Raw genomic sequence first — 19,517 nt, 5'->3', positions numbered from 1 at the left:
CAGGGATGCGTTCTCCGTGGTGAGGCGCCGCATGCGGTCTTCGTAGATGTGCAGGTGCGGGTGAAGTTTTCCTTGTCCTGCCGAAGATCACGCAATTCGTCGCCCAGCACCAGCACCGCGAGTCCCCCGTCTTCCTGGGCATTCCGGCAATCGACCGGATCGCAGGCCGCACGGGCTAGCAGAGTGAGGCTCCAGAGCCAGACCGCAGCGCTCAGGCGGAGTCCGGTGAGGTAGCTGACGGGGGTGCCGGGTCCCGACCAGACCGGTGGCCTGCGGCACGGTCAGGCCCCTGCTCAGCAACCGGATGCACTCCAACATCCACCGCTCGTTACGCGCCAGGTCACCTTCGGCCGACCGCCGACGCACCTCGACCTGCTGCTCGGGCGTCAACTCCACCGTCACTATCTTCGGCGTCACCACCACTCCCGCCAAAGCCCCCACCCCACGAGGAGTTGTCCTGACCCAAGCCGCTTAGCCTGCGAAGACGGCAGCGAGCGAAGCGATGACCGCGAGGGCGGGCTGGGCAATGTCAGCGGTGGCAGCCACCAGAACTCGGAAGCGTTCCAGCCGAGACCCGGCCGACGTCCGGTCCGCTTCGATACTGGAGTCCAGGCGGACGAGTTCGTGAATTTCGCCAGCGGCCTCCTCTCGATTGGCGTCGGTGAGGTTCCTGCTCGACAGGACAAGGCGGAGGAGTTGGGTGAGCTCGTCGGATGCGGGCGCCGTGCCGTGCGCATTCTGGAAGTCCTGAATGACGGTGTCCTGCGGTCGGTTAATGAACGTGGTGCTTTCTCCATTGAAGTTGAAGTTCTCCGACACTTTGGATCCTCCGGTTGCGATGGAGACCCGACTGTCCCTGATTGTGACGCCTGGCTCAGGCGGTGCGGTGGCCCGCGCAGCCATTCTGATGTCCTCCTGGGCCGAGCGGACGGCCTCGAACGCGGCTCTGTCGGCGGAGCGGGGCGATGCCAGGAGGTGGCCCAGGGCAACAGGGGCAGGGGCGTACGCATCGCCTTTCCTCGGCCAAGGGAACTCGCGATGTTCGCTGTCGGGGTGCATGAAGGCGTCTCTGTCCTCGCGTGACCGGCTGTCGCGCGGCGGGTGGCCATGGCTTGGGGGAGCCAGAGTGCGTGCGATGCCGCCGAAGAGGGTGCGAAAGTAGGCCGTGGACGTGTGCTCGACCGGGAAGACCACTTTGTCGGCGTCAGAAAGTGGGCCCCTCCGGGAGTCAAAGAAGACCAGGCAGGGCAGCTGCTCGGGGCCGAGGCCAAGGAGCGAGGCGACCTCGTAGGCGCCCTGCGGGTCGTAGGGTGTCCACCACAGCCAGTGCATGGTGGACATCACCCGGTATAGCTCGGGTTCCAGGTGGCGGCGCCAGTACCTCTTTGCAACCCGCCAGTTCCTGCGACGCTCCACGACGAAGACGCGAGTGGTCGGCCCAGACAGGACATTCAGGTCGTCGAAGTGGGTGCGAACGTACGTGGCCAGCTCGACGTCGGCGTCGGTGTACAGCAGTAGGCCCCACAACCGCGGTCCAAGCATGGGGGCGTTGCTGTTCTCCGCCAGCTGGAGCCAGCGGAGCAACTCTGCTGGGTTGCGCGGTGGCCCCATCGCATAGTCAAGCCTTGAAGTGTGCTGGATGCACAGAACCAGGAGGTCTCCGTCGGCCACCTCCAGTCCGGAGAGTGTGCGGAAGTCGGGCAGCCTTTCGCCAGTGACGGGGTCCTCGAGCCAGATGCCGAGGATCTGGTCCTCATCACCCGTCATCGGTGGGGATCGCCTAGCCGTCGCGCTTCGCTCAGGCAGTGCGCCTTCAGTTCGCCGACAGTCATGCTCGGCGCATCGGCGTCGGGCACGTGGACATCGAAGAGGTCTTCGCCCAATTGCCGGTCAAGCTCGGCCCACCGCATGGTGTCGTCGGACGGGTCGAAGCTGCCTTCCCTGATCATTTCGCCCAGCGCCCACCAGAACTTCACGCCGTACGGTTGGTGCGAGACCGTAACCCAGTCTCCCTCTTCCACGTCGATCGTCAGTCGCAAAAGCCTCACGTTCCACGATCAGATGTCGCTTATCACCCTTTCTGAATTGTGGGGCTGAGACCCACCCCGCGCAGCGCGTTATCGGTACTGGGCGCGAGGGACCGCCTTCGCGCCACATTTGATCGTCGAGGTGTCGTTGTTGATCGCCGGCCGAGCTGTCGCCGGTGGGCGAACACCGCCGAGGCCATGGCAGGCTCTACACCGTCTTGGCCGTGCACGGATTGATACCGGCCGGCAACTGCGCGATCTGCTTCAACGACTGATCACCGCGGGGCAGTGGCAGACGGACGACCCTGACATCCTCATCGTCGCGGATGCCGGATGCGACGCCCCCGCTTCGCCTTCCTCCTGAAGGGCTCGCCCGTGCAGGTGCTGGCCCGGATGCGATCCGACGGCGTCCTACGCAGGGGCTGTCCCACCCAGGCTCCCGCGCACCCAGGGTCGGCCGCCCCGGCACGGCGGCCAGTTCGTCTTCGGGCAGCCCGACACCTGGGGCACCCCGGACACCGATACCGTCACCGACACATGCCTCTACGGCCAAACCACCGCCCGCTCATGGAACCGGCTCCACCCCAAGCTGACCCACCGCTCCTCCTGGGCCGTGGCCGACGACATCCTCCCGATCGTCGAGGGCACCGTGATCCGCCCGGACATCGACCACCTGCCCAGCGGAGCAACCCCCAAGCCTGTCTGGCTCTGGTGGTCCGGCACCGACGCCACCCCCGCGGACTCCGACCGTCTCGCCCCCCGCCCCGGCCCCGCACGGCCACTGGGCCGAAAGAACACCCGGCCCGCACCCCGCCACGACGTTCACACCCCCCGCAAAACACCGTCGGCGAAACGGCGAACGCAGAAGTCGGCCACCCCACGACCACGCCGCACAGGTCAAAGATCAAGCCAGCGCAATGCGACCCCGCAAGCGGGCCTTCACCCAAGGCCGGGTAGTTAGGGTTTTCGCAGGTCACGCAAGGGGAGTTGGTGACCATGCTGTGGCGGCGTAGAGGCCGGGGCCGAGCTTGTGGATGAGTCCGCTGGTGGCCCAGCGGTTCAGTTGTCTGTACATGGTTTCCAGGGTGACGTCGCCGAAGTGAGCCGCGATGTCGCGGGGTTGCCAGAGGCGGGTGGGGTCTTCCTCAAGCAGGGTCAGGATTCGGTGTCGGCGTCGCTTGCCGGGGGCGGTGTGCCGATCATCCCGGGAGGCGGTCGGCAGTGCGGGCAGCGGATCGGAGGGTTCGAGGATGGTGACGTCGAGGTCGGTGACGGTGCGGCTGGCATCGGGCCGGCCGTCGTTGTCGCATCGCCCGTTGTAGCGGGAGGTCGGTGCTTTGACCTTGCGGGTACTCACCCGCTGCCGCCGGGGTGGGAGCAGGCCTGACAGGATCCGGCGTCCGATGAGACCGACCGGTTCGACGGTCGTGGTGACGACGTCGGCGGCCTGGATGACCTGATCACGGGCGGCTTGGAGGGCGATAGTGAAGCCGCAGCGGTCGGGGTCTGTGCCGGGGACGGACTCGGCGGCGTCGACCATAACGGTCCGCAGTGCCTGGTAGAGCGTGAGGAGCGACCACATCTCCTGCTCGATGCCGATGGGGTCACCCGAGCGCAAAAGGCGGCCGTTCATGATCGTGTGGCGGAGCGCGTAATACGCCGATTCGTGCTCCCACCGCTGATGGTAGAGATCCACCAACACGGCCGCCGGGAAGCGGCGGGCGTCCGTCAGGGTGGTGGCCAACCGGTAGGAGCCGGTGAAGACAGTGCCGTCGGTGCAGGTCACGGTGATCTGCGCATCGATGACCCGCACCCGCACGGTGCCGATGACTGACAGATAGGAGCCGTCGACGAGACGGGTGAGAGCCGGTGTGCGCCGGTTGCTGCGGAGCCGTCCGAGGAACTGGGCGCCGGTGGTGGTGACGGCGGAGAGGAAGGCGTTGCCGTCGAACCCCTTGTCCCAGAGCACCAGCATGTCCGGCCTCAGAAGGTGCAGCAGGCGGCCGGCGTAGCTCGTCTCGCCCTCGGCCGTCGGGCCGAACACCGCACCGATCAGGGCCCGGGTGCCGGTCTCGACCAGCGTCATCAACTCCAGCGTCGGATAGCCGTGATGAGACGTTCTCCCCAGCCAGGCCCGGTTCCGATCGGAGTCGAAGACCCTCTGCGAACTGCAGCCGTCGAATGACACCGTCCGGTAGGGCCCGAACCGCACTCCCGGCGTCGTCGGCCTTGCCAACGGCCCGGCCAGTACGTCGAACAACGCCCGAACCGGCGCGCTGCCGAGTCGCCGGCGCAGGTCACGTAACGCCTTCGCGGTCGGGCAGACCACAGGAATCCCGGACAGGCCGGCCGTCAGCTTGTCCCAGACGAGCCGGTAGCCGACCTCGGGGAACAAGCACATCACGAGCAGAAAGTAGACCCCCACCCGCGAGGGCAGATCACGCAGCCGCCGCTGCACCGTCCTCGTCTCCGACAGGACCGCGTCGACGAGCTCGAACGGCACGATCGCCGTCAGTTCCCCCAGATGACCGGGCGCGAACCGGCCCGCAGCCACCGTGACCGTTCGGGTGATAGTCGCCAACGGCGGCGGCAGGACACAATGATCGAGCAACGGAGCTCCTTCGGGACAAGCTGTCTTGGACGACTGCCTGTACCAACGAGCCCCGTTGCTCTACGTCGGAAACTCGCCAACTCCCCTTGCGTGACCTGCGAAAACCCTAACTACCCGGCCTTGGGCCTTCACCCTTGATCGTGGACACCGGTTGTTATGCGGCGGTGGTCAGCGTAGTTGATCGCTGTTCGTAGTTGATCGGGCTCTGCTGACCGAGGGCTGAGTGCCGTCGCCAGGTGTTGTAGCGGGTGACCCAGCGGAAGACCGCAAGGCGGGCGGCGCGAGCTCCGGGCCAGCGTTTCGCGCCCTTGAGAGTCTCCCTTTTCATGCTGGCGTTGAACGACTCCGCGGCGGCGTTGTCCGCGCTGGTGCCGACGGCCCCGCGTGATCGGATCACGCCGAGGTCCTTGCAGACCTGGGCGAACTCCTTGGAGGCGTACTGGGCTCCGTTGTCGCTGTGGAAGATCGCTCCGCGCAGGTTCCCTCCCCGCGCGCCGGCGGCGGCCTTGAGGGCGTCGGTGACCAGTTCGGTCCGCATGTGGTCGGCGATCGACCAGCCCACCAGACGCTTGGAGTGCAGGTCCAACACCGTTGCCAGATAAAGAAATTGGCCGTCGCCGACCGGGAGGTAGGTTATGTCGCCGACGTACTTCTTGTTCGGCCCAGAGGCGGTGAAGTCCCGCTGGATCAGGTCCGGCACCGGGATGGCGTCGGCTGCGGGGACCGTGGTGCGGACCTTCTTGCGCAGGTGCAGCCCGACGATGCCGAACTTCCGCATGACGCGTTCCACCCGCTTGTGATTGATCCGCAGCCCGGCGCCCTGGAGCTCGGCGGTGACGCGCGGAGCCCCGTAGGTGCCGTCGGACTCGGTGTGGATCGACGTGATCCGCCCGGCAAGTTCGGCGTCCGCACGCGCCCGCCCGGCCCGCGCATCCAAGCCGGCCAGGTGCCGGTAAAACCCGGAACGGGAGAGCCCCAGGATCCGGCACAGCCGCTTCACGCCGAAGGCGTCATGGTGGTCGGCAACGAACTGGAAACGGCTCACCAGCTGGTCTCGCCCGCAAAATACTTCGCGGCCCTCCGCAGGATCTCGCGTTCCAGCTCGAGCTCCTTCACCTGGGCCCGCAGCCGCTTGTTCTCCTTCTCCAACTCGCTGGCCTCCACCGCGCCGGGCACGGCGGCCTGCTCGGCATCCCGCACCCAGGTGCGGAGCGTCTCGTGGTTCACCCCAAGATCCTTGGCCACCGACGCGTACGTCCGGCCCGGGCTGGAGCGGTACAACGCGACGGCATCGGCCCGGAACTCAGGCGAGTACTTCGACGTCCCCAACGGGAACTCCTGTCCTTCGGATCTTCACGATCCAATGATCAGGGTGTCCACGGTCAAGGGGTAACGCCCAGCGGCCCGGCCTCGACCCGGACAGCATCAGCGCAGCCCAGCTTCACCGGGCTGTGCCCGGCGGCGACCCGTCGACTGGAGTCCGCCGCGATTCCGACGCATCCAGCACACGGCCACCCGAGACGACAAACGAATCGGGCCAGTTCATTTGAGACGGGACCCGCTCACCGCAGAGGTAGGGCTGCGCACAAGGTTCATGGGTCGAACCCACTGATCAGCGCTGCCCGGGCTGCGTGTCACTTGGACTGAGTGTGGGCGGCCTTCTCCCTGCAACTGCGGGCGACGATATCGGCGAAGGCCCGGGCGAGTGGGGTGAGAGCGTCCCAGCGGCGGACGGCCCAGCCGACCGGGAGCGGGGGCAGATCGGGGATGGGGACGAGGCGGAGGGGACCGTCACCGGGTACCTCCCAGCCGGGCAGGACAGGCACGACGGCGTGGCCGAGGCCGAGCTCTGCCAACAGGAGGGCGGTGTCCCAGTCGGCGACGCTCGTGTCGGAGCTGCTACGGATACCGAGTTCGGCGAACGCGGCGTCGAGGCGGGCGCCTGAGGTGGAGTTCTGGGGGAGCCGGATGAGACTGATGTCGCTGAATTCGCCTGTGCTGACACAGGGTTGGCCCGCGAGCGGATCGTCGGCGCGGACAGCCAGTACCCAAGGCAGGGCGACGACGGGACGCTGCTCGATACCGCGCACTGGACCGCCGATCGTGACCCAGGCGAGGTCCAGATTGCCGGCGGTGAGGGCGTCGAAGCAGTTGCGGCTGGACGTCTCTGTCTGGAACTCCAGACTGACCTTCGGGTAGCGCCGGCGGAAGGCGACGATGGCCTCGGACATGAAGTGCCGCACGGTTGTTCCGCCCGTGGTGACACGCACGGAGCCGCTGTCGCCGTTGACAAGGTCCCCGAGGCGTCGCAGGGCCAGATCCAGACCGGCGATGCTGTCCGAGGCGGCCTCGCACAAGACGCGCCCCGCATGTGTGGGCACGACACCTCGTGGCTGGCGCTCCAGGAGGCTCACACCGGCCTCTCGCTCCAACCGCTTCACATGCTGGCTCACCGCTGACTGCGTGCAGTCCAGCTCCCGGGCGACGGCGCTGAGGCTTCCCGCCCTGCACACGGCGACGAAGACGCGCAGGTCCTCCAAAGTCATAACCCCTAAGCTATAGCTTGGGGTTGGCTAGAAATCCATAGGATTGACTGGGGTCGTGGACTTCACGATGATCAGTGCAGGGCCCAGGCGGCAACCCGTCCGGCGCTTTCGCGGTGTCCGGACCACAGGCGAAGGCACGGACGGGTGCCGACCTCAAGCGACGTAAGGACACCGTCCTGTACCTGCTCCTCCTGCCGCTTCCGGTCAGGCCATCGCGCCACTGCGCGACCTCGCTGCCGGCGATCAGCGAGTGGGCGGCCGATGCCCCATCCGCGGTCCTGGACCGTCTCGGCGCGCGCCGCTGCCCGCTGATTGGCATCCGGCCGTGCCGTGCGAGACGACCATCCGCCGCGCCCTGGCCCGCCTCGATGCCGATGCACTCGACCGGGCGGTAGGTGCATGGCCGGCCGACCGCTGCATCCAGCCGGGCCCGCAGGCCCGGCGCGCGGTGGCAGTGGACGGCAAGAGCCTGCGCGGGGCCGGCGGCCGCCAAATCCACCTGTTGGCCGCACTCGATCACACCGGCAGCCTGGTCCTCGCTCAACTGGACGTCGGGGACGAGACGCACGAGATCACCCGCTTCCAACCCCTGCTGGGCACCCCGGCCGACACTGCCGTGACTAGCGACGTCATGCACACCCAGGGCGAGCACGCCGACTACCACCTGGGTCGCGGCGCCCACTACATCGTGATCGTCAAAGGGGATCAGAAGAAGCTCCGCAAGCAGCTCAAGGCCCGTCCCTGGCAGCAGATCCCGCTGCGAACTCCCGCGCCCCGAGACACCCACTCACACTGTTCGGCCTCACGTGATCAGTTGCGTCGTCCACTGCCACCGGCTTGGTCAGATGTCACCGTGCCCTCACCGGACCGCGGCGTGGTGCGGGCCGTGCGTGGACGTGGTCACGGACGGCGGTGTGCGGGTGCCGGGGCCGGACTGTGATCGGGTTCTGTGCAAGCCCGTTTGCCACCTCGCGCGCTACGTCCTGCAGTACGGACGCTGCAGTATGCGGCGAGAAGCGGAGGGCCCACTTGACGAACACCTCCCAGGCCACTGGCTACCACCGCGTGGACGGGCTTTGATCGTTTGCCGCTCGCATTTGTGCAGGTCGGCTGGGTGTTCTGCGGGTCATTGAGTGTGCTGGATCGAGGCGGGGGCGAATCGAAGGTGGAGAATATCTCCCTAAACGGCGCTTTCCTGCGGGCAGTTGCGCGCCTTGGTCACCTGAAGATCGCCGCAAGGCCATGACTTTCCCGTTAGGGGTCGTTATCGTCCACTTTCCGAAAATTCTTGTCATCGTGAGTGCATGTGGCAGATTTCCTGTCATTATCGGCGCACCCGGCGGTCCCGCAGCCGGGCTTTGTTCTGCGGCGAGGGGGGTTCATGTCGCGTGCAGACAGGATCGCGGAGATTCGTCGGCGGCGCGCTCGGCAGGCACAAGTACTGGAGCGTGCCCACACGTGGGTAACGGACGTTCTGGAGCGACTGCGCGAGCTGGAGGCGTTACGGACAGAGCTGTTGGGTCAGGTGCCCGATGAGGCACGGAGTCGATTGACCGCGCTGGGCGCCGAGGTGAACGGGCTGCTGGAGGAACTCCCGGGCGAGGTCGCCGCACTCGACGCAGTCGCGGCCCGTTTCCGGCGGGCGACGCTCAATGTGGGCGTGATCGGAAAGGCCCGGCAGGGAAAGAGCCGGCTCATCCAGAGCCTGACCGGACTGACGGACCAGGAAGTGCCCACCAGTGACGGCGGATTCTGCACCGGAGTGACGAGTGTGCTGCGCCACGAGGAAGGCGTCCCCACCCAGGCACAGGTGTACTTCCACAGTGAGCGTTCCTTCCTGCGGGAAGTGATCGCCCCCTACTACGCGGAGTTGGGGCTGGGCCCTGCCCCCACCACCCTCGAACGCTTCGCAGGGCCGTTGCCCCCGGAGCCCTCCGGGGAGACATCCGTCGAAGGAAGCAGGTACAACCATCTGGTTCAGTATCACACCGCACTTCCCGAGTACCGCAGATACCTGGGCATGGCGTCGCCGCATCTGGTCAGTCCGCATGAGATTCGCCGGTTCGTGGCCCAGTCCGACGAGCATGACCAGCAGCGGTACCACACCTTCCGTGCGGTCCGTTACGTGCGAATCACCACCCACTTCGCGCACCAGGACTGGACGGGACTGTCGTTGATCGACCTCCCCGGTCTGGGCGACTCCAATCTGCAGGACGCACAGCGGATCGTGGCCGCTCTCAAGGACGAGATCGACGTGGTGGTGTTCCTGCGCCGTCCGGATCCGCTGGGAGACGGCATCGACACGTCCGACTACCAGCTCTATGACCATGTGCAGGAGGGACTTCCCGACACCGGTCTGGACCGGTGCTCGTTCCTGGTGATCAATAGATGCTCCGGCCCGAAGGGCGACAACAGCGCGAACGCCCGGAAGATGGCGGAGCAGTGGCTGCCCGCCTCGCGGTTCACCGTGGCCGAGGCCCACATCGCGGACTGCTCTCAACCGGACGACGTGGCCGGCGCCATGGATCGGGTGCTGGATTACCTGCTGGCGCACCTCGACGACCTCGACAACCTTTACTTGGCGGTGCGCAGCGAGAAAGCAGCTGAACTGCACGAGCGTCTGACACACGTGATGGCTCGGGCGGAGCGATTGGCCGACCTGGCGCAGCCGACCGAGATCTGGTTCCTGCCGTTCACTTCCTTGTTCAAGCAGACGCACGGTCAGCTGGCGCATGCCCTCGCGGCCTTGGTGCGGGAGCTGAGTGATGAACGGGACCTGACCGACGGGCTGCTCGCTGATGCCGTGGACACGGTGCTGGAGGCGGCAGAGCGTGACCCGGCCCATGCGACGCCAGACGAACTGGTCGCACGTGCCGCGGCCGAGGACGGTTTGAGCATGGCGTACGGGAAGTACCTCAACGAGTCGCGGGCCCGGCTGTCGAGACGCTTCCTGGAGTGCGACGTGGCCCTGCATGCCCGTACCGCCGAGATGCAGCAGCGCGTCGCGGATGTGCTGCGCGGGCCGGGCAGCCTTGGTGGGCTCAGTACAGCTCAGGACGGGCGGGAGTTCCTACTCCAAGTTGCCGCACGAGTTCCGCGGGTGAGAGAGGACGGCGGAAGCGAGATCCGGTATGCGCTACAGCTGTTGGCCGACTTCCAGCTCTCCTACCGGGGCATGCTCCAACACCGGGTACGAGCCTGCCTGGACGGTCTGCACGCCGACACCCCCACGATGCCCTTCCCACACCAGCCAGGTCCGACGGTCCAGCAGGTTCGGGAGATGCTGGAGGTGGCGTACAACGAGGCGCTGTACACCTGCCGGAGCGAGCTGTACAAGGCGCTCGCTGACCCGAGCGCGGCCATCTTCTCGATCGTCGAGGAGTTCTACGACAGGGTCATCCCCTCGGCCGGCGTCGAGGAGGAGTGGCTGGTGTTCTACCAGGACATCAGAGCCGAAATCTGGCCCGGCAGGTTCGCAGCCTTGGCCGAGGACGCCGCGCACCTGCGCCGCTGGTCGGAGAGTGTCGCGGCAGTGACGACCCTCGCGGCTTCGACCGTCCCTGTCGCACTGGTGGAGACGTCCGAGGAGGCCGCGGCGTGAGCGTGCCCGACCGCTACATCCTCGAAGTCACCATGCTCGGCCCGTCAGGCGCCGGAAAGACCTCGCTGCTGGCCTCGATGTACGTCCAGTACTCCTCGGTCATCGGTGCCACGGACCTGGATCTCACCCCAGTCGGCGACACCGCGATCAGACTCACCGACGTCGTCGCAACCTTGAAGTCCCTGTCCCGATCGGTCCAGGTCCGCGACGCGGTCGCGAATACGGCCGCGCTTGACCTGCATCGCTATGAGATAGCAGTCGGCCGCAAGGACAAGAACCCACGCTTCGTCCTGCGATTCACCGACTACGCGGGGGGACTTCTGCGAGACCTCAACGGCAATCCTGTCGCCCAGGGCGTCAGGACCGCTCTCGCTGAAAGCCCGGTCATCATCCTGGCGGTCGACACCCCCGCGCTGGTGGAAGGCGATGGGCGGTACCACGAGCACGTCAACGCGCCGTACCTGATGTACGAACAGGTCAAGCAGATCCTGCGGAGCGACGACAAGCCTCGGCTCCTGATCGTCGTCCCTCTGAAGTGCGAGAAATATGTGGCCACGGAGCACGGCGCCGCAGAGCTGCTGGACCAGGTGCGTACGGGCTACAAGCCCTTGTTCGACCACATCGCGCACGCCAGCGTGAAGTCCCGAGTCGGCTGTGTCGTCGTACCTGTGCAGACCACCGGTTCCATCGTCTTCTCGTCGATCACCCATCCAACGGATGGGCAACTCCGCTTTCACTACCGCAGCCGCCGCCCCGGCGCGGAATACCGGCCGGTTCACACTGACCAGCCCCTGCGCTACACGCTTCGATTCGCGCTCAATGTCTATCGGCGTGAGCGGCGCGGCTTCTGGCGCGAAACGTATGACGGAATGTTCGGCCACGACGAGGCGCTGGAGCGGGCCATCGCTCAGTTCACCGAGGGCACGGTCAACGGGCCCGGCATCGAGGTCGTACAGCCTCATCCGCATTTGAGCGCGCCGACCATGGGGAGGGCGTGAACGCGTGACCACGACCTGGTTCATGCAGTCCCGCGGCCGCCTTTCCCACCAGGACTACTCATGGGCACCTGCCATGGCGCCGGGCACAGGGGGGCTCTCGCCGGAGGACCTGCTGGCGCAGGGCTGCGGCGGCCGATCCATCAGCGACATCATCGACGACACCAAGTCTTGCCTGCTCCTGTACACGCTGCGAGAGCGCCCGGACCGGAATCAGGTGTGGATCCTGCTGATGACCGGTCTCCACCCTACGGCGACCGCCGAGATCGACCACATGAATCGGGACATCCGCGTATCGGTTCTGGGCGCCGGCATTGGCCCCGTCCCGCCCAGCGAACTCGCCGCTACGGCATGCCTGTTCCTCACCGGAGGGCTGCAGAACGGAGTGCCCGTCTTTTACGGTCTTCGGGACGACAAGGGTTTCGCCGTGGATTCCGAAGCATGGGCCGAGGTCATTGCGGGCGCCACGCAGCTCGAAGTGCCTCCGGCCGACGAGGTGCCGCGCCCCAACACGGTCTCGCTGGACACGGATTCCCCAGCAAACCGTCAGTGGGCAGCCGGAATGATCGTTTTTCTGACATCGCGCGTTGCGATCGGGGACTTTTCTGGCAAAGCTCGACTGGTCGGAACCGAGGCCCGGCCGTTCCTGGTCGTCACCTCTCTCCTGGGAGCGGAGTCGCTCAGGAGTCTGATGCCCCTGTGTGGACTCAGTGAGCGCGTCACCGGACGGGAGCTGGCCCATGTGAGCAAAGAACGGGGATGGAATGTCGTCAGAGCACTCACGGGCAAAAGCGTGACCTTCGGTTTGGCGGTGTACGCCGTGCTCACTGTGCTGGCGGCGATCGGCACGATGATCATGCTGCTGCTCTAGCACTTCAGGTCACTGTCAGAGTTCCAGCTGGGGATGCTGTCCGGTACCCGGGACCATACCGCCGCGATCTATCTCGCCGAGCAAGCCGTCGCCGTGCTGCGCACCGGTGGTGACGACATGTGGATGGCCATCGGCCTGAACAACCTCGTTCGGATCCACCACCAGCAGCACTTCAACGACGACACGGGTCGGCACGTCGAGAAGGCAGTGGAGCTACTGAACGAGGCGCTCGAACGCGCCCCGGCCGACCGCCCGGTGCTTAAGAAGGAATTCAAAGATGCCTCGACCGTCCTGCGGGCGGAGACCGCGCCGACCGAGTGGGCAACGCTCCAAGTGAACTTCGGCGTCTGCTTCCACCAACGGGCGGCGGGTAACCGAACCGACAACCTCGACCAGGCGCTCACCCGCTTCAGCGACGCGTTGTCGGTGACACGGCTCCAAGACGACGCGCCGACGTGGATCCAGGCACAACTCGGGTGCGCGGTCTGCTTGATGGAACGGCGCTTGGACCCCGTGGAGCAGTTCGAGCGACAGGCCATCGCCATGATCGACGAGTTGCTGGAGCACACCACGGCGGCCGGGGAGGAACGAGTCTCGGCCGAATGCCACTACCACCTGGGAACTCTGTACGCGGGCAAGGTGGACCGCGGGGCACCGGAGTACGCCGAGCGCGCGGTCGAGCATCTGGCCAGGGCGAGCTCCTACTTCACTGGGGAACGCGACCCCTTGGTCTGGGGAATGATCCACTCCCAACTGTCCCTGGTTCGAGCGAAGGCGGTGGCACCGGACCTCACCGCGGCTCTCGCCGACGCCGAACGTGCGCGAACTCACCGCTGGAGAGTTCCTTGACGAACTGCAGGAGCTTCCCCCGTCGCTCGGCTCTCTTCGCCTGCGGCGCCGGGGATACGCACCCTTCAGCGACCCCGTCTTCTGGGCACCTTTCGTGTTCTTCGGCGCCTGAGGCGTGTGTGCGATGACGGACAACGAGACTGACCTCTACAAGGCCGCCCGCATCGTCCTCCCGCACGTCGACGAACTCCTCGACGCGGCCGCGGCGCAGAGGCTACGCGCCGCGCTGGACGCGGCCGACGACGACGCGATCGTACGGCTGGCCGAGTCGGCGCCCGCCGTCGGGGACTGGCTGGCCGACTACCTCGACGCAACGGCGTCGGAGCTGCGCGCGTACGACCCGCTTGCCGGCGATGCCCAGCCCGTCGCGTCATCGGCCGTGTTCCGCTGCCCCGTGGGAACCCTTGTCTGGTACCGCCGCTCTACCGGCGAGACCCCTCCGCGCTGCCCCACGCACGACGTCGATCTCGTCCGCGCCGAGGACGAGCCCTCGGTTCCGTGAGCGCTGAGGCCGGAGCTCTGTGGGGACGGCACCTGGTGACCGAAGTCCGGCAACCGTCTCGTCGGCACGGCCATGCACCTGCGATGCGAACTTGAGCATGGCTCACCGGGTCAGGGCCGAGCCGCGAACGTCTCTCCGGGGTCGGCGCGACATGGGTGAGCTCGGCTTCATCGCCGGAACCGGCCTGGCCCTCGACGTCACCCTGAGGAGCCAAAATCAGGTGAACGGGGACCTCACCGATGGAGCAGCGGCTGCCCGGCCGGACCAGTTGGAGTGGACAGGACCCGGGCACCCGGGGCCAACTGGGACAAGAGGTCCGCTGGGGTCGTTTCCCGCGGCTGCCTGGATGCGCCGTCCGACACCATGGAGCGCTCATGAAAGGAAGGGCCGCGGCGACAGTGCCGGCGGTTTCCGCCATGCCCCTTGCTGCTGCGAGCGGTTGTCCCGGCCGGACGATCTCGTCCGTCTACGCCAGGACCACATCCGGAGCGCTGTCGGCGGGCATCCCCGTACACATCGGCTCGGCCGCACCGGGCAGCGTGGCCGCCGCCACTGTCACGACCACGGTGCGCTTCAGCAAGCTCGGCCCCATCCTGGATGACGCCCAGGGGCGGACGCTCTGCTTCCCCGAGGCCACCAAGTCGACTACGCCGACCGGCGGCGGAGCATGCGCGTTTGCCTATCCGACGCCGCTCGCCTCCGGCACGCCCAAGTCGGCTCCGTTTGCCAGGAGCAACCTGATCAGCACCTCGAAACGCTCCAACGGCATCACTCAAGTGACCTGCACCGGGCACCCGCTGCACTGCTTCGCGGGTGACACGGCAGCCGGTGACACCAACGGCGAGGAAACCAGCGCGTCCGGCGCCACAGTGGTATGTCGTAAACGCATCCGGCAACAAGGTCGAACCCGATTGATGGGGGACTGATGACCGGGCAAACGGGCGCACGGATGCGGCGTCCCGCACGAACGGTGGCGGGCTTCCTGGCTGCTTTGCTGCCGGTCGCGGTCGCGGTGGGGGTGTATGCGTTCGGCCGCACGCACACACCCGACTACACCAGCGGCCTGTTCGGGCAGCACGGCGTCGGCGTCTACGATCTCAAGGCGCGCCTGGGTAGCGCTCTGATGGCACTCGCGGTCGTCCAACTGCTGCTCGGGCTGTGGATGTACCGGCGCCTACCGGGAGCGGGGGCAGCGCCGCACCGGGTGCACCCCACACACCGGCTCATCGGCCTCCTTGCCTTTCTGCTCTCGCTGCCCATCTCCTACCACTGCATCACCGCCTACGGAGTTGATTTCGCGACCAGTCGAGCAGCGGTGCACTCCATCACGGGCTGCGTCCTGTACGGCGCGTTCGTCGCCAAGGTGCTGGTGGTACGCAGCCGCCGACTGCCCGGTTGGGCGCTTCCGGCCGCCGGCGGCGTCCTGGTCACCGCCATCGCACTGATGTGGTACACAGCCGCCTTGTGGTTCTTCACCGGCTCCGCCCCCGGCTTCTGATGAACCGGCAGCTCACGGTGCAGGAGGACCAGCGGGACTGCCCTCAGGTGCGCAAGGTGGCCCGCAGGCGCAAGCCGACCGCTGTGAGACCTTCCAAGGTGGTGACCTGGTAGCTGGGTTCCGGTCCGGGCGGCTCGCTCAAGTGGTAGCGGCGGGCGGTCTGCGCAGTCAGGAGCGTCAGCATCGCCATGGCCAGAGCGGCTCCCTCGCAGCCATGCGGCCCGGTACCGAAGGAGAGGAAGACCCCGGGTTTCGCCGGCGAGCCCGAATCATCGAGCCAGCGCTCGGGCCGAAACTGGTCCGGCTCGGAGTGTTCCCGTGCGTCGCGGTGGGCGGTGTAAGGGCAGACGAGAACGGTGGACCCGGCGTCGATGGTGTAGCCGGCGAGCTGGGTCTGTCGCGTGGCGCGCCGGGTCAGTAGCCAGCTCGGGGGGTGCAGTCGGAGCACCTCGCGTACCAGTGCCTGGGTGTATTGCAGGCGGTCGAGGTGGGTGCTGGTCGTCGCGGCCGGGTCCGCGGGCAGCAAGGCGGCTTCGGCCGCGACACGGCCCGCAGCCTGGGGGTGCCGGGCCAGGTGGAGCAGGATCCATCCGGCTGCCCTGGAAGGTGTCTCGAAGGTGGCGACGGTGATTCCGGGGAGAGTGTCGAGGATGGCCTCTTCCGGCAGTAGGCCGTAGTGGGAGGAGGGCCGGAGCATCTGTCCCAGCACGTCGTCACCGAGCCGGCCCGATGAACGACGCCGACGGACGATGGGTCGCAAAGCGTTGGTAAAGGCGACTTGCTGCCGTGTGCGGAACCGCCGTGCCGGTGTGGGCATCCAGCGCGGCCATACCCAGCGCGAGGGGCGTACGAGCACCTCCCTGGCCAGGAAGAGCCGTGAGGCGAAGGGCAGCAGGGTGGGAGCGTCTTCGGAGAAGAGGTAGCCCACGCCGATCTCCGCCAGAACGTGCCGTACCAGGGGCAGAACCTCGACGTCCTGACCCGTGGGCCACTGGTCGGCAAATCGAGCGGCACTGGGCGCAATCTCACCGATCCGGGCTGCAACCGCCTGCGGACGCAGTCCGCGCATGCGGGCGGCGTGAGCGCGCGCACGATCCTCAGGCGTCGGTGCTCCGCTCGACCGCTTCAACGGCGGGAAGAGAGGCGAAGGTGCCTTGGGAAAGTCCTGCGCGCGGTGCAGGACTGCTTCACACGGCCCGGCCGTAGCGGCTACGTAGACACCCGACTCCAGTTGCCAGACGTCCCCGCACTCGTCAGCGCCACGGCGTGCCACTCCCAGTCGGTCGCGGCTCCAGGCAGCGAAACTGACCTCGGGCAACCGTGGCGGCTCATTCATTCGGCCCATGAGATCGTCCCTGACTCTGGTACCTGTCCAGGCCGATGTCCTCGGCAGCGTGGCGAGGAGCCGGCGGGCGCCCGGAGGCGCCCGCCGGTAGTGCGGTCAGGCCCGGTCGTCGCCGGCGTACCCGTCCCATTCGTGTTCCCCGTACGCACCGTAGTGGCGGGTGAAGGACAGTTTGCCGAGAAGCTTGGCGATCATGAAGCACTCCTCTCGCCTGTCTGAGACCTCCCAGCCGAGGGTTCAGCAAAGAGGTTCCCGGCAGCACCAAATGGCACTCATTCCATACTGTCACACATACCATATATGTCATATTCGGGTCATCGGTCGGATGCGGTTCCTGCGCATGATGGCTTCGGGTGACCGGTGACGTCCCGGGCTGCCCGGATCTGTGGGTTCGTGCTACGCGGGTACGGCATCTGGTCTGCGGCAACGACCACGGAGCCGCGCCCCGAGTCTCGGGGCGCTGTCCCTGCGCGCTGGAAGGGAAATCCGCTGCGGGCGAGTCTGAGACCCACTCCCGAGCCGGCGGGATCGACCTTGACGATGCTCCAGCGAAAACGTCCGGGATGAGCATTGATCGGCGAGGATCGCCAAGATCCTCAAAGGACTCGTGATCCGTCGGCCGTGGGTTCGATCACCACCCGCACCGCACCGCCCCGCTTCGCCGCGTCAGGCGTCTGAGCTGTGGAAACATCTCAACTGAGGTGTTGGATCGTCAACCTGCCGCTGGACATCGCGTACGGCCGGCTCAACCCGAAGGTGCGTATCTCATGACCACTGTCGAGTCCCCACGGCCGCGGCGCAGCGGGACCGCCTACCGGCGCCGCACCCTGCGCGACCCGGTCGCCGTCGGCTGCCTGGTCGTCCTCTGCCTGGTGGTCGCCGTGAGCCGCGCCGCGCCGCTGCTCGGCGGCGACGGCGTCGGCCGGGTCGACCTGTCCCGGCTGCTGTACGGCGGCCGCACCAGCCCTGTGGGCGGCACGCTCGCCATCCTCGTCGCCTTCGTGGTCGGCGCGCCGCTCGGTCTGGTCAGCGGCTTCTACCGGGGCCGTCTCGCAGGACCTGAACGTCGCCATGATCGTGCTGTGGCCGGGCCTGGCGATGGGCCTGACCATTCTGGCGTCCAGCATGCTGGGCAACGTTGTACGGGACGCGCTGGTCGGGCAAGAGCCAGTCGGCGTTCTCCGTGCTCGGACTGCTGCCCGGCGAGGCCGAGGTGACGGCCGATCGGCTCGCCTTTGACGGAAAGGAGTTGCTGACCCTGGACGCGACCGGCCTCAACGCCCACCCGCTCCGGGTCCGCAATGCCCACCCGTGCCAGCAGGTCGAGGGGTTTGGCACGGGCCTCCCCTTCGGACAGCCCCAGGTGCTTGCGCAGGGGTTCCACCGGCTGGGAGCCGATCCGGAAGCAGGGGTCCAGGTTGGACATGGGCTCCTGGGGGATGTAGCCGATGCCGTGCCCGCGCAGGACCAGTGGTGGCCTTCCCGGTGGCCAGCCAGCGGCCGGACGCCTTTGGACGCAAAACGTGACTGCACAGCCGGCCGAGTCGTGCGGTTCGGCGCCGACTCCAGGTCATGCTTCCCGCAGCGCGGGGACCGAGAGCTCACCCGAGCCTCGGACGATCAGGTGGGTGGGGATGGTGATGGTTCGGGCTCGGGAGCGGTCCCCGTCCAGGCGGGTCAGCGCGGTGGTCGCCGCCGTTCTGCCGAGTTCTTCCGCGTCCTGGGCGACGACGGTCAGGGCAGGCTCGAGCGCCTCGGCGAGTGCCACGTCGTCGAAGGCGACGACGGCGACGTCCTTGCGCTTGCTGCGGGCCAGTTCGGCGATGATGCCCAGCGCCATGATGTTGTTGCCGGCGAACAGGGCCGTGGGGGGATCGGCCAGGCCCAGGAGTTGGGCGGTCGCGGTCTCGGCTCCTTGCTGGTCGTGGGCGTTGGTGACGAGCGACCGGTCGTAGGGGATGTCGGCTTCCTGCAGCGCCGAGCGGTAGCCGGCCAGACGTTCACGGCGGGTGTACAGCTTCGGGGGCAGGTCGCCGACGAAGCCGATGCGCCGGTGTCCGTGGGCGATGAGGTGGGTGACGCCGTCGTGGGATCCGGCACGGTTGGAGCTGACGATGCTGTCCGTGGCGAGCCCGACTCCGGGTCGGTCGAGGAAGATCACGGGTAGTCCCGCCGTGCGGTGGGACTTGAGGTGGGAGTGGTCGGCGCCGACGGACGGAACGACGATCAGGATGCTGACGCGGCGGGCGAGGAACTTGTCCGTCAGGGCACGTTCGCGCTCGGGGTCGTCCGCGGAGGAGCCCATGAGCAGGGTCAGTCCGCGTTCGCGGACGGTGTCCTCGATGGCGCGGGCCACGGCTCCGAAGAAGGGGTTGGCGAGGTCGGGAATGACCAGGCCGATCGTGGTGTCCGGGCCGCCGACGCGGATGTTGCGGGCCATGAGGTTCGGCTGGAAGCCGAGCTTGGCCACTGCGGCGAGTACCTGTTCCCTGGTCTGCGCGGAGGCGGGTCCGTCCTCGTTGAGGACTCGGGAGACCGTCTTGGCGCTGACGCCGACTTCTCGGGCGACATCGGCCAGGGTGGGGCGTCGGTTCGCTGCCATGGAGGAAACCGTCTCCTGAGGGCTCTCGGTTCCGGCCGCGGCCTCGGCCGGAAGCTGCGAGAGCTGAGTT

16 protein-coding genes and 2 pseudogenes are annotated in these 19,517 nt (G+C 67.2%); 9 read left to right on the top strand and 9 right to left on the bottom strand.

From position 1 onward, the window contains the following. Positions 1 to 471: 471 nt before the first annotated feature. Complete coding sequence (locus OG568_RS03890) at positions 472 to 1,767, bottom strand: hypothetical protein (RefSeq protein ID WP_329530274.1); 1,296 nt, start codon at positions 1,765 to 1,767, stop codon at positions 472 to 474. Further along, entirely contained in the window at positions 1,764 to 2,039 is a 276-nt protein-coding gene (locus OG568_RS03885; RefSeq protein ID WP_329530273.1) for a hypothetical protein, read from the bottom strand. The genes OG568_RS03890 and OG568_RS03885 overlap by 4 nt, the downstream gene beginning before the upstream one ends. 226 nt (positions 2,040 to 2,265) lie before the next feature. On the opposite strand from OG568_RS03885, the pseudogene OG568_RS03880 reads away from it, so the two are divergent. Next, a pseudogene (locus OG568_RS03880) lies at positions 2,266 to 2,988 on the top strand (transposase); the annotation flags it as partial. A gap of 12 nt (positions 2,989 to 3,000) precedes the next feature. Here OG568_RS03880 and OG568_RS03875 read toward each other — a convergent pair. From OG568_RS03875 to OG568_RS03865, 3 genes are all read right to left on the bottom strand, one after another. After that, positions 3,001 to 4,638 carry a transposase domain-containing protein gene (locus OG568_RS03875; protein WP_329529911.1) on the bottom strand — a complete coding sequence of 546 codons (1,638 nt, stop codon included), beginning with the start codon at positions 4,636 to 4,638 and terminating at the stop codon, positions 3,001 to 3,003. 154 nt (positions 4,639 to 4,792) lie between these two features. Continuing rightward, positions 4,793 to 5,967, bottom strand: a protein-coding gene (locus OG568_RS03870) for an IS3 family transposase (RefSeq protein ID WP_266421100.1) whose coding sequence is annotated in 2 segments (ribosomal slippage) — positions 4,793 to 5,700 and positions 5,700 to 5,967 — 1,176 coding nt in all. Because the reading frame shifts where the segments join, the coding sequence is not laid out codon by codon here. Positions 5,968 to 6,272: 305 nt separating this feature from the next. Further along, positions 6,273 to 7,184: a LysR family transcriptional regulator gene (locus tag OG568_RS03865; RefSeq protein WP_329530272.1), complete on the bottom strand. Its 912-nt coding sequence runs from the start codon at positions 7,182 to 7,184 to the stop codon at positions 6,273 to 6,275. A gap of 325 nt (positions 7,185 to 7,509) precedes the next feature. On the opposite strand from OG568_RS03865, the gene OG568_RS03860 reads away from it, so the two are divergent. From OG568_RS03860 to OG568_RS03825, 8 genes are all read left to right on the top strand, one after another. Further along, entirely contained in the window at positions 7,510 to 8,124 is a 615-nt protein-coding gene (locus tag OG568_RS03860; protein WP_329530271.1) for an ISAs1 family transposase, read from the top strand. 609 nt (positions 8,125 to 8,733) lie between these two features. After that, entirely contained in the window at positions 8,734 to 10,785 is a 2,052-nt protein-coding gene (locus OG568_RS03855) for a hypothetical protein (protein WP_329530270.1), read from the top strand. Next, complete coding sequence (locus OG568_RS03850; protein WP_329530269.1) at positions 10,782 to 11,783, top strand: TRAFAC clade GTPase domain-containing protein; 1,002 nt, start codon at positions 10,782 to 10,784, stop codon at positions 11,781 to 11,783. The genes OG568_RS03855 and OG568_RS03850 overlap by 4 nt, the downstream gene beginning before the upstream one ends. Before the next feature lie 4 nt (positions 11,784 to 11,787). Then, on the top strand, positions 11,788 to 12,651 hold the full coding sequence (locus OG568_RS03845; protein ID WP_329530268.1) for a hypothetical protein: 864 nt from the start codon (positions 11,788 to 11,790) through the stop codon (positions 12,649 to 12,651). Between the two features lie 33 nt (positions 12,652 to 12,684). Next, positions 12,685 to 13,500 (top strand): hypothetical protein, encoded by an 816-nt coding sequence (locus tag OG568_RS03840; protein WP_329530267.1) that lies wholly within the window; start codon positions 12,685 to 12,687, stop codon positions 13,498 to 13,500. Between the two features lie 124 nt (positions 13,501 to 13,624). Beyond that, the gene (locus OG568_RS03835) at positions 13,625 to 14,002 is read left to right on the top strand and encodes a hypothetical protein (protein WP_329530266.1); all 378 of its coding nucleotides are present in this window, start codon (positions 13,625 to 13,627) and stop codon (positions 14,000 to 14,002) included. Positions 14,003 to 14,400: 398 nt separating this feature from the next. Further along, the gene (locus tag OG568_RS03830; RefSeq protein WP_329530265.1) at positions 14,401 to 14,928 is read left to right on the top strand and encodes a hypothetical protein; all 528 of its coding nucleotides are present in this window, start codon (positions 14,401 to 14,403) and stop codon (positions 14,926 to 14,928) included. After that, on the top strand, positions 14,928 to 15,500 hold the full coding sequence (locus tag OG568_RS03825; protein ID WP_266589386.1) for a DUF6529 family protein: 573 nt from the start codon (positions 14,928 to 14,930) through the stop codon (positions 15,498 to 15,500). Before OG568_RS03830 ends, OG568_RS03825 begins: the two co-directional genes overlap by 1 nt. Before the next feature lie 43 nt (positions 15,501 to 15,543). Here the strand turns inward: OG568_RS03825 and OG568_RS03820 are convergent, their stop codons facing one another. The 4 genes and pseudogenes from OG568_RS03820 to OG568_RS03805 form a co-directional block, all read right to left on the bottom strand. After that, on the bottom strand, positions 15,544 to 16,569 hold the full coding sequence (locus OG568_RS03820; protein ID WP_329530264.1) for a cytochrome P450: 1,026 nt from the start codon (positions 16,567 to 16,569) through the stop codon (positions 15,544 to 15,546). A 968-nt stretch (positions 16,570 to 17,537) separates the two neighbouring features. Then, a complete protein-coding gene (locus tag OG568_RS03815; RefSeq protein ID WP_329530263.1) occupies positions 17,538 to 17,972 on the bottom strand; it encodes a hypothetical protein in 435 nt (144 codons plus the stop codon). Between the two features lie 155 nt (positions 17,973 to 18,127). Continuing rightward, a pseudogene (locus OG568_RS03810) lies at positions 18,128 to 18,310 on the bottom strand (ABC transporter); the annotation flags it as partial. 105 nt (positions 18,311 to 18,415) lie between these two features. Next, a complete protein-coding gene (locus tag OG568_RS03805) occupies positions 18,416 to 19,447 on the bottom strand; it encodes a LacI family DNA-binding transcriptional regulator (protein ID WP_329530262.1) in 1,032 nt (343 codons plus the stop codon). Between the last annotated feature and the right edge of the window lie 70 nt (positions 19,448 to 19,517).

The sequence above is a fragment of the Streptomyces sp. NBC_01450 genome (assembly GCF_036227505.1).
GTDB lineage: Bacteria > Actinomycetota > Actinomycetes > Streptomycetales > Streptomycetaceae > Streptomyces.
Note: the sequence above shows the minus strand (reverse complement) of the source record. Positions and strands in the feature narration are given on the sequence as shown.

Coding starts and splice junctions, on each gene's coding strand:
- OG568_RS03815 (WP_329530263.1), bottom strand. CDS start 17,972: ATGCTGGACGCCAGAATGGTCAGGCCCATCGCCAGGCCCGGCCACAGC.
- OG568_RS03865 (WP_329530272.1), bottom strand. CDS start 7,184: ATGACTTTGGAGGACCTGCGCGTCTTCGTCGCCGTGTGCAGGGCGGGA.
- OG568_RS03835 (WP_329530266.1), top strand. CDS start 13,625: ATGACGGACAACGAGACTGACCTCTACAAGGCCGCCCGCATCGTCCTC.
- OG568_RS03805 (WP_329530262.1), bottom strand. CDS start 19,447: ATGGCAGCGAACCGACGCCCCACCCTGGCCGATGTCGCCCGAGAAGTC.
- OG568_RS03840 (WP_329530267.1), top strand. CDS start 12,685: ATGCTGTCCGGTACCCGGGACCATACCGCCGCGATCTATCTCGCCGAG.
- OG568_RS03825 (WP_266589386.1), top strand. CDS start 14,928: ATGACCGGGCAAACGGGCGCACGGATGCGGCGTCCCGCACGAACGGTG.
- OG568_RS03820 (WP_329530264.1), bottom strand. CDS start 16,569: ATGCGCGGACTGCGTCCGCAGGCGGTTGCAGCCCGGATCGGTGAGATT.
- OG568_RS03890 (WP_329530274.1), bottom strand. CDS start 1,767: ATGACGGGTGATGAGGACCAGATCCTCGGCATCTGGCTCGAGGACCCC.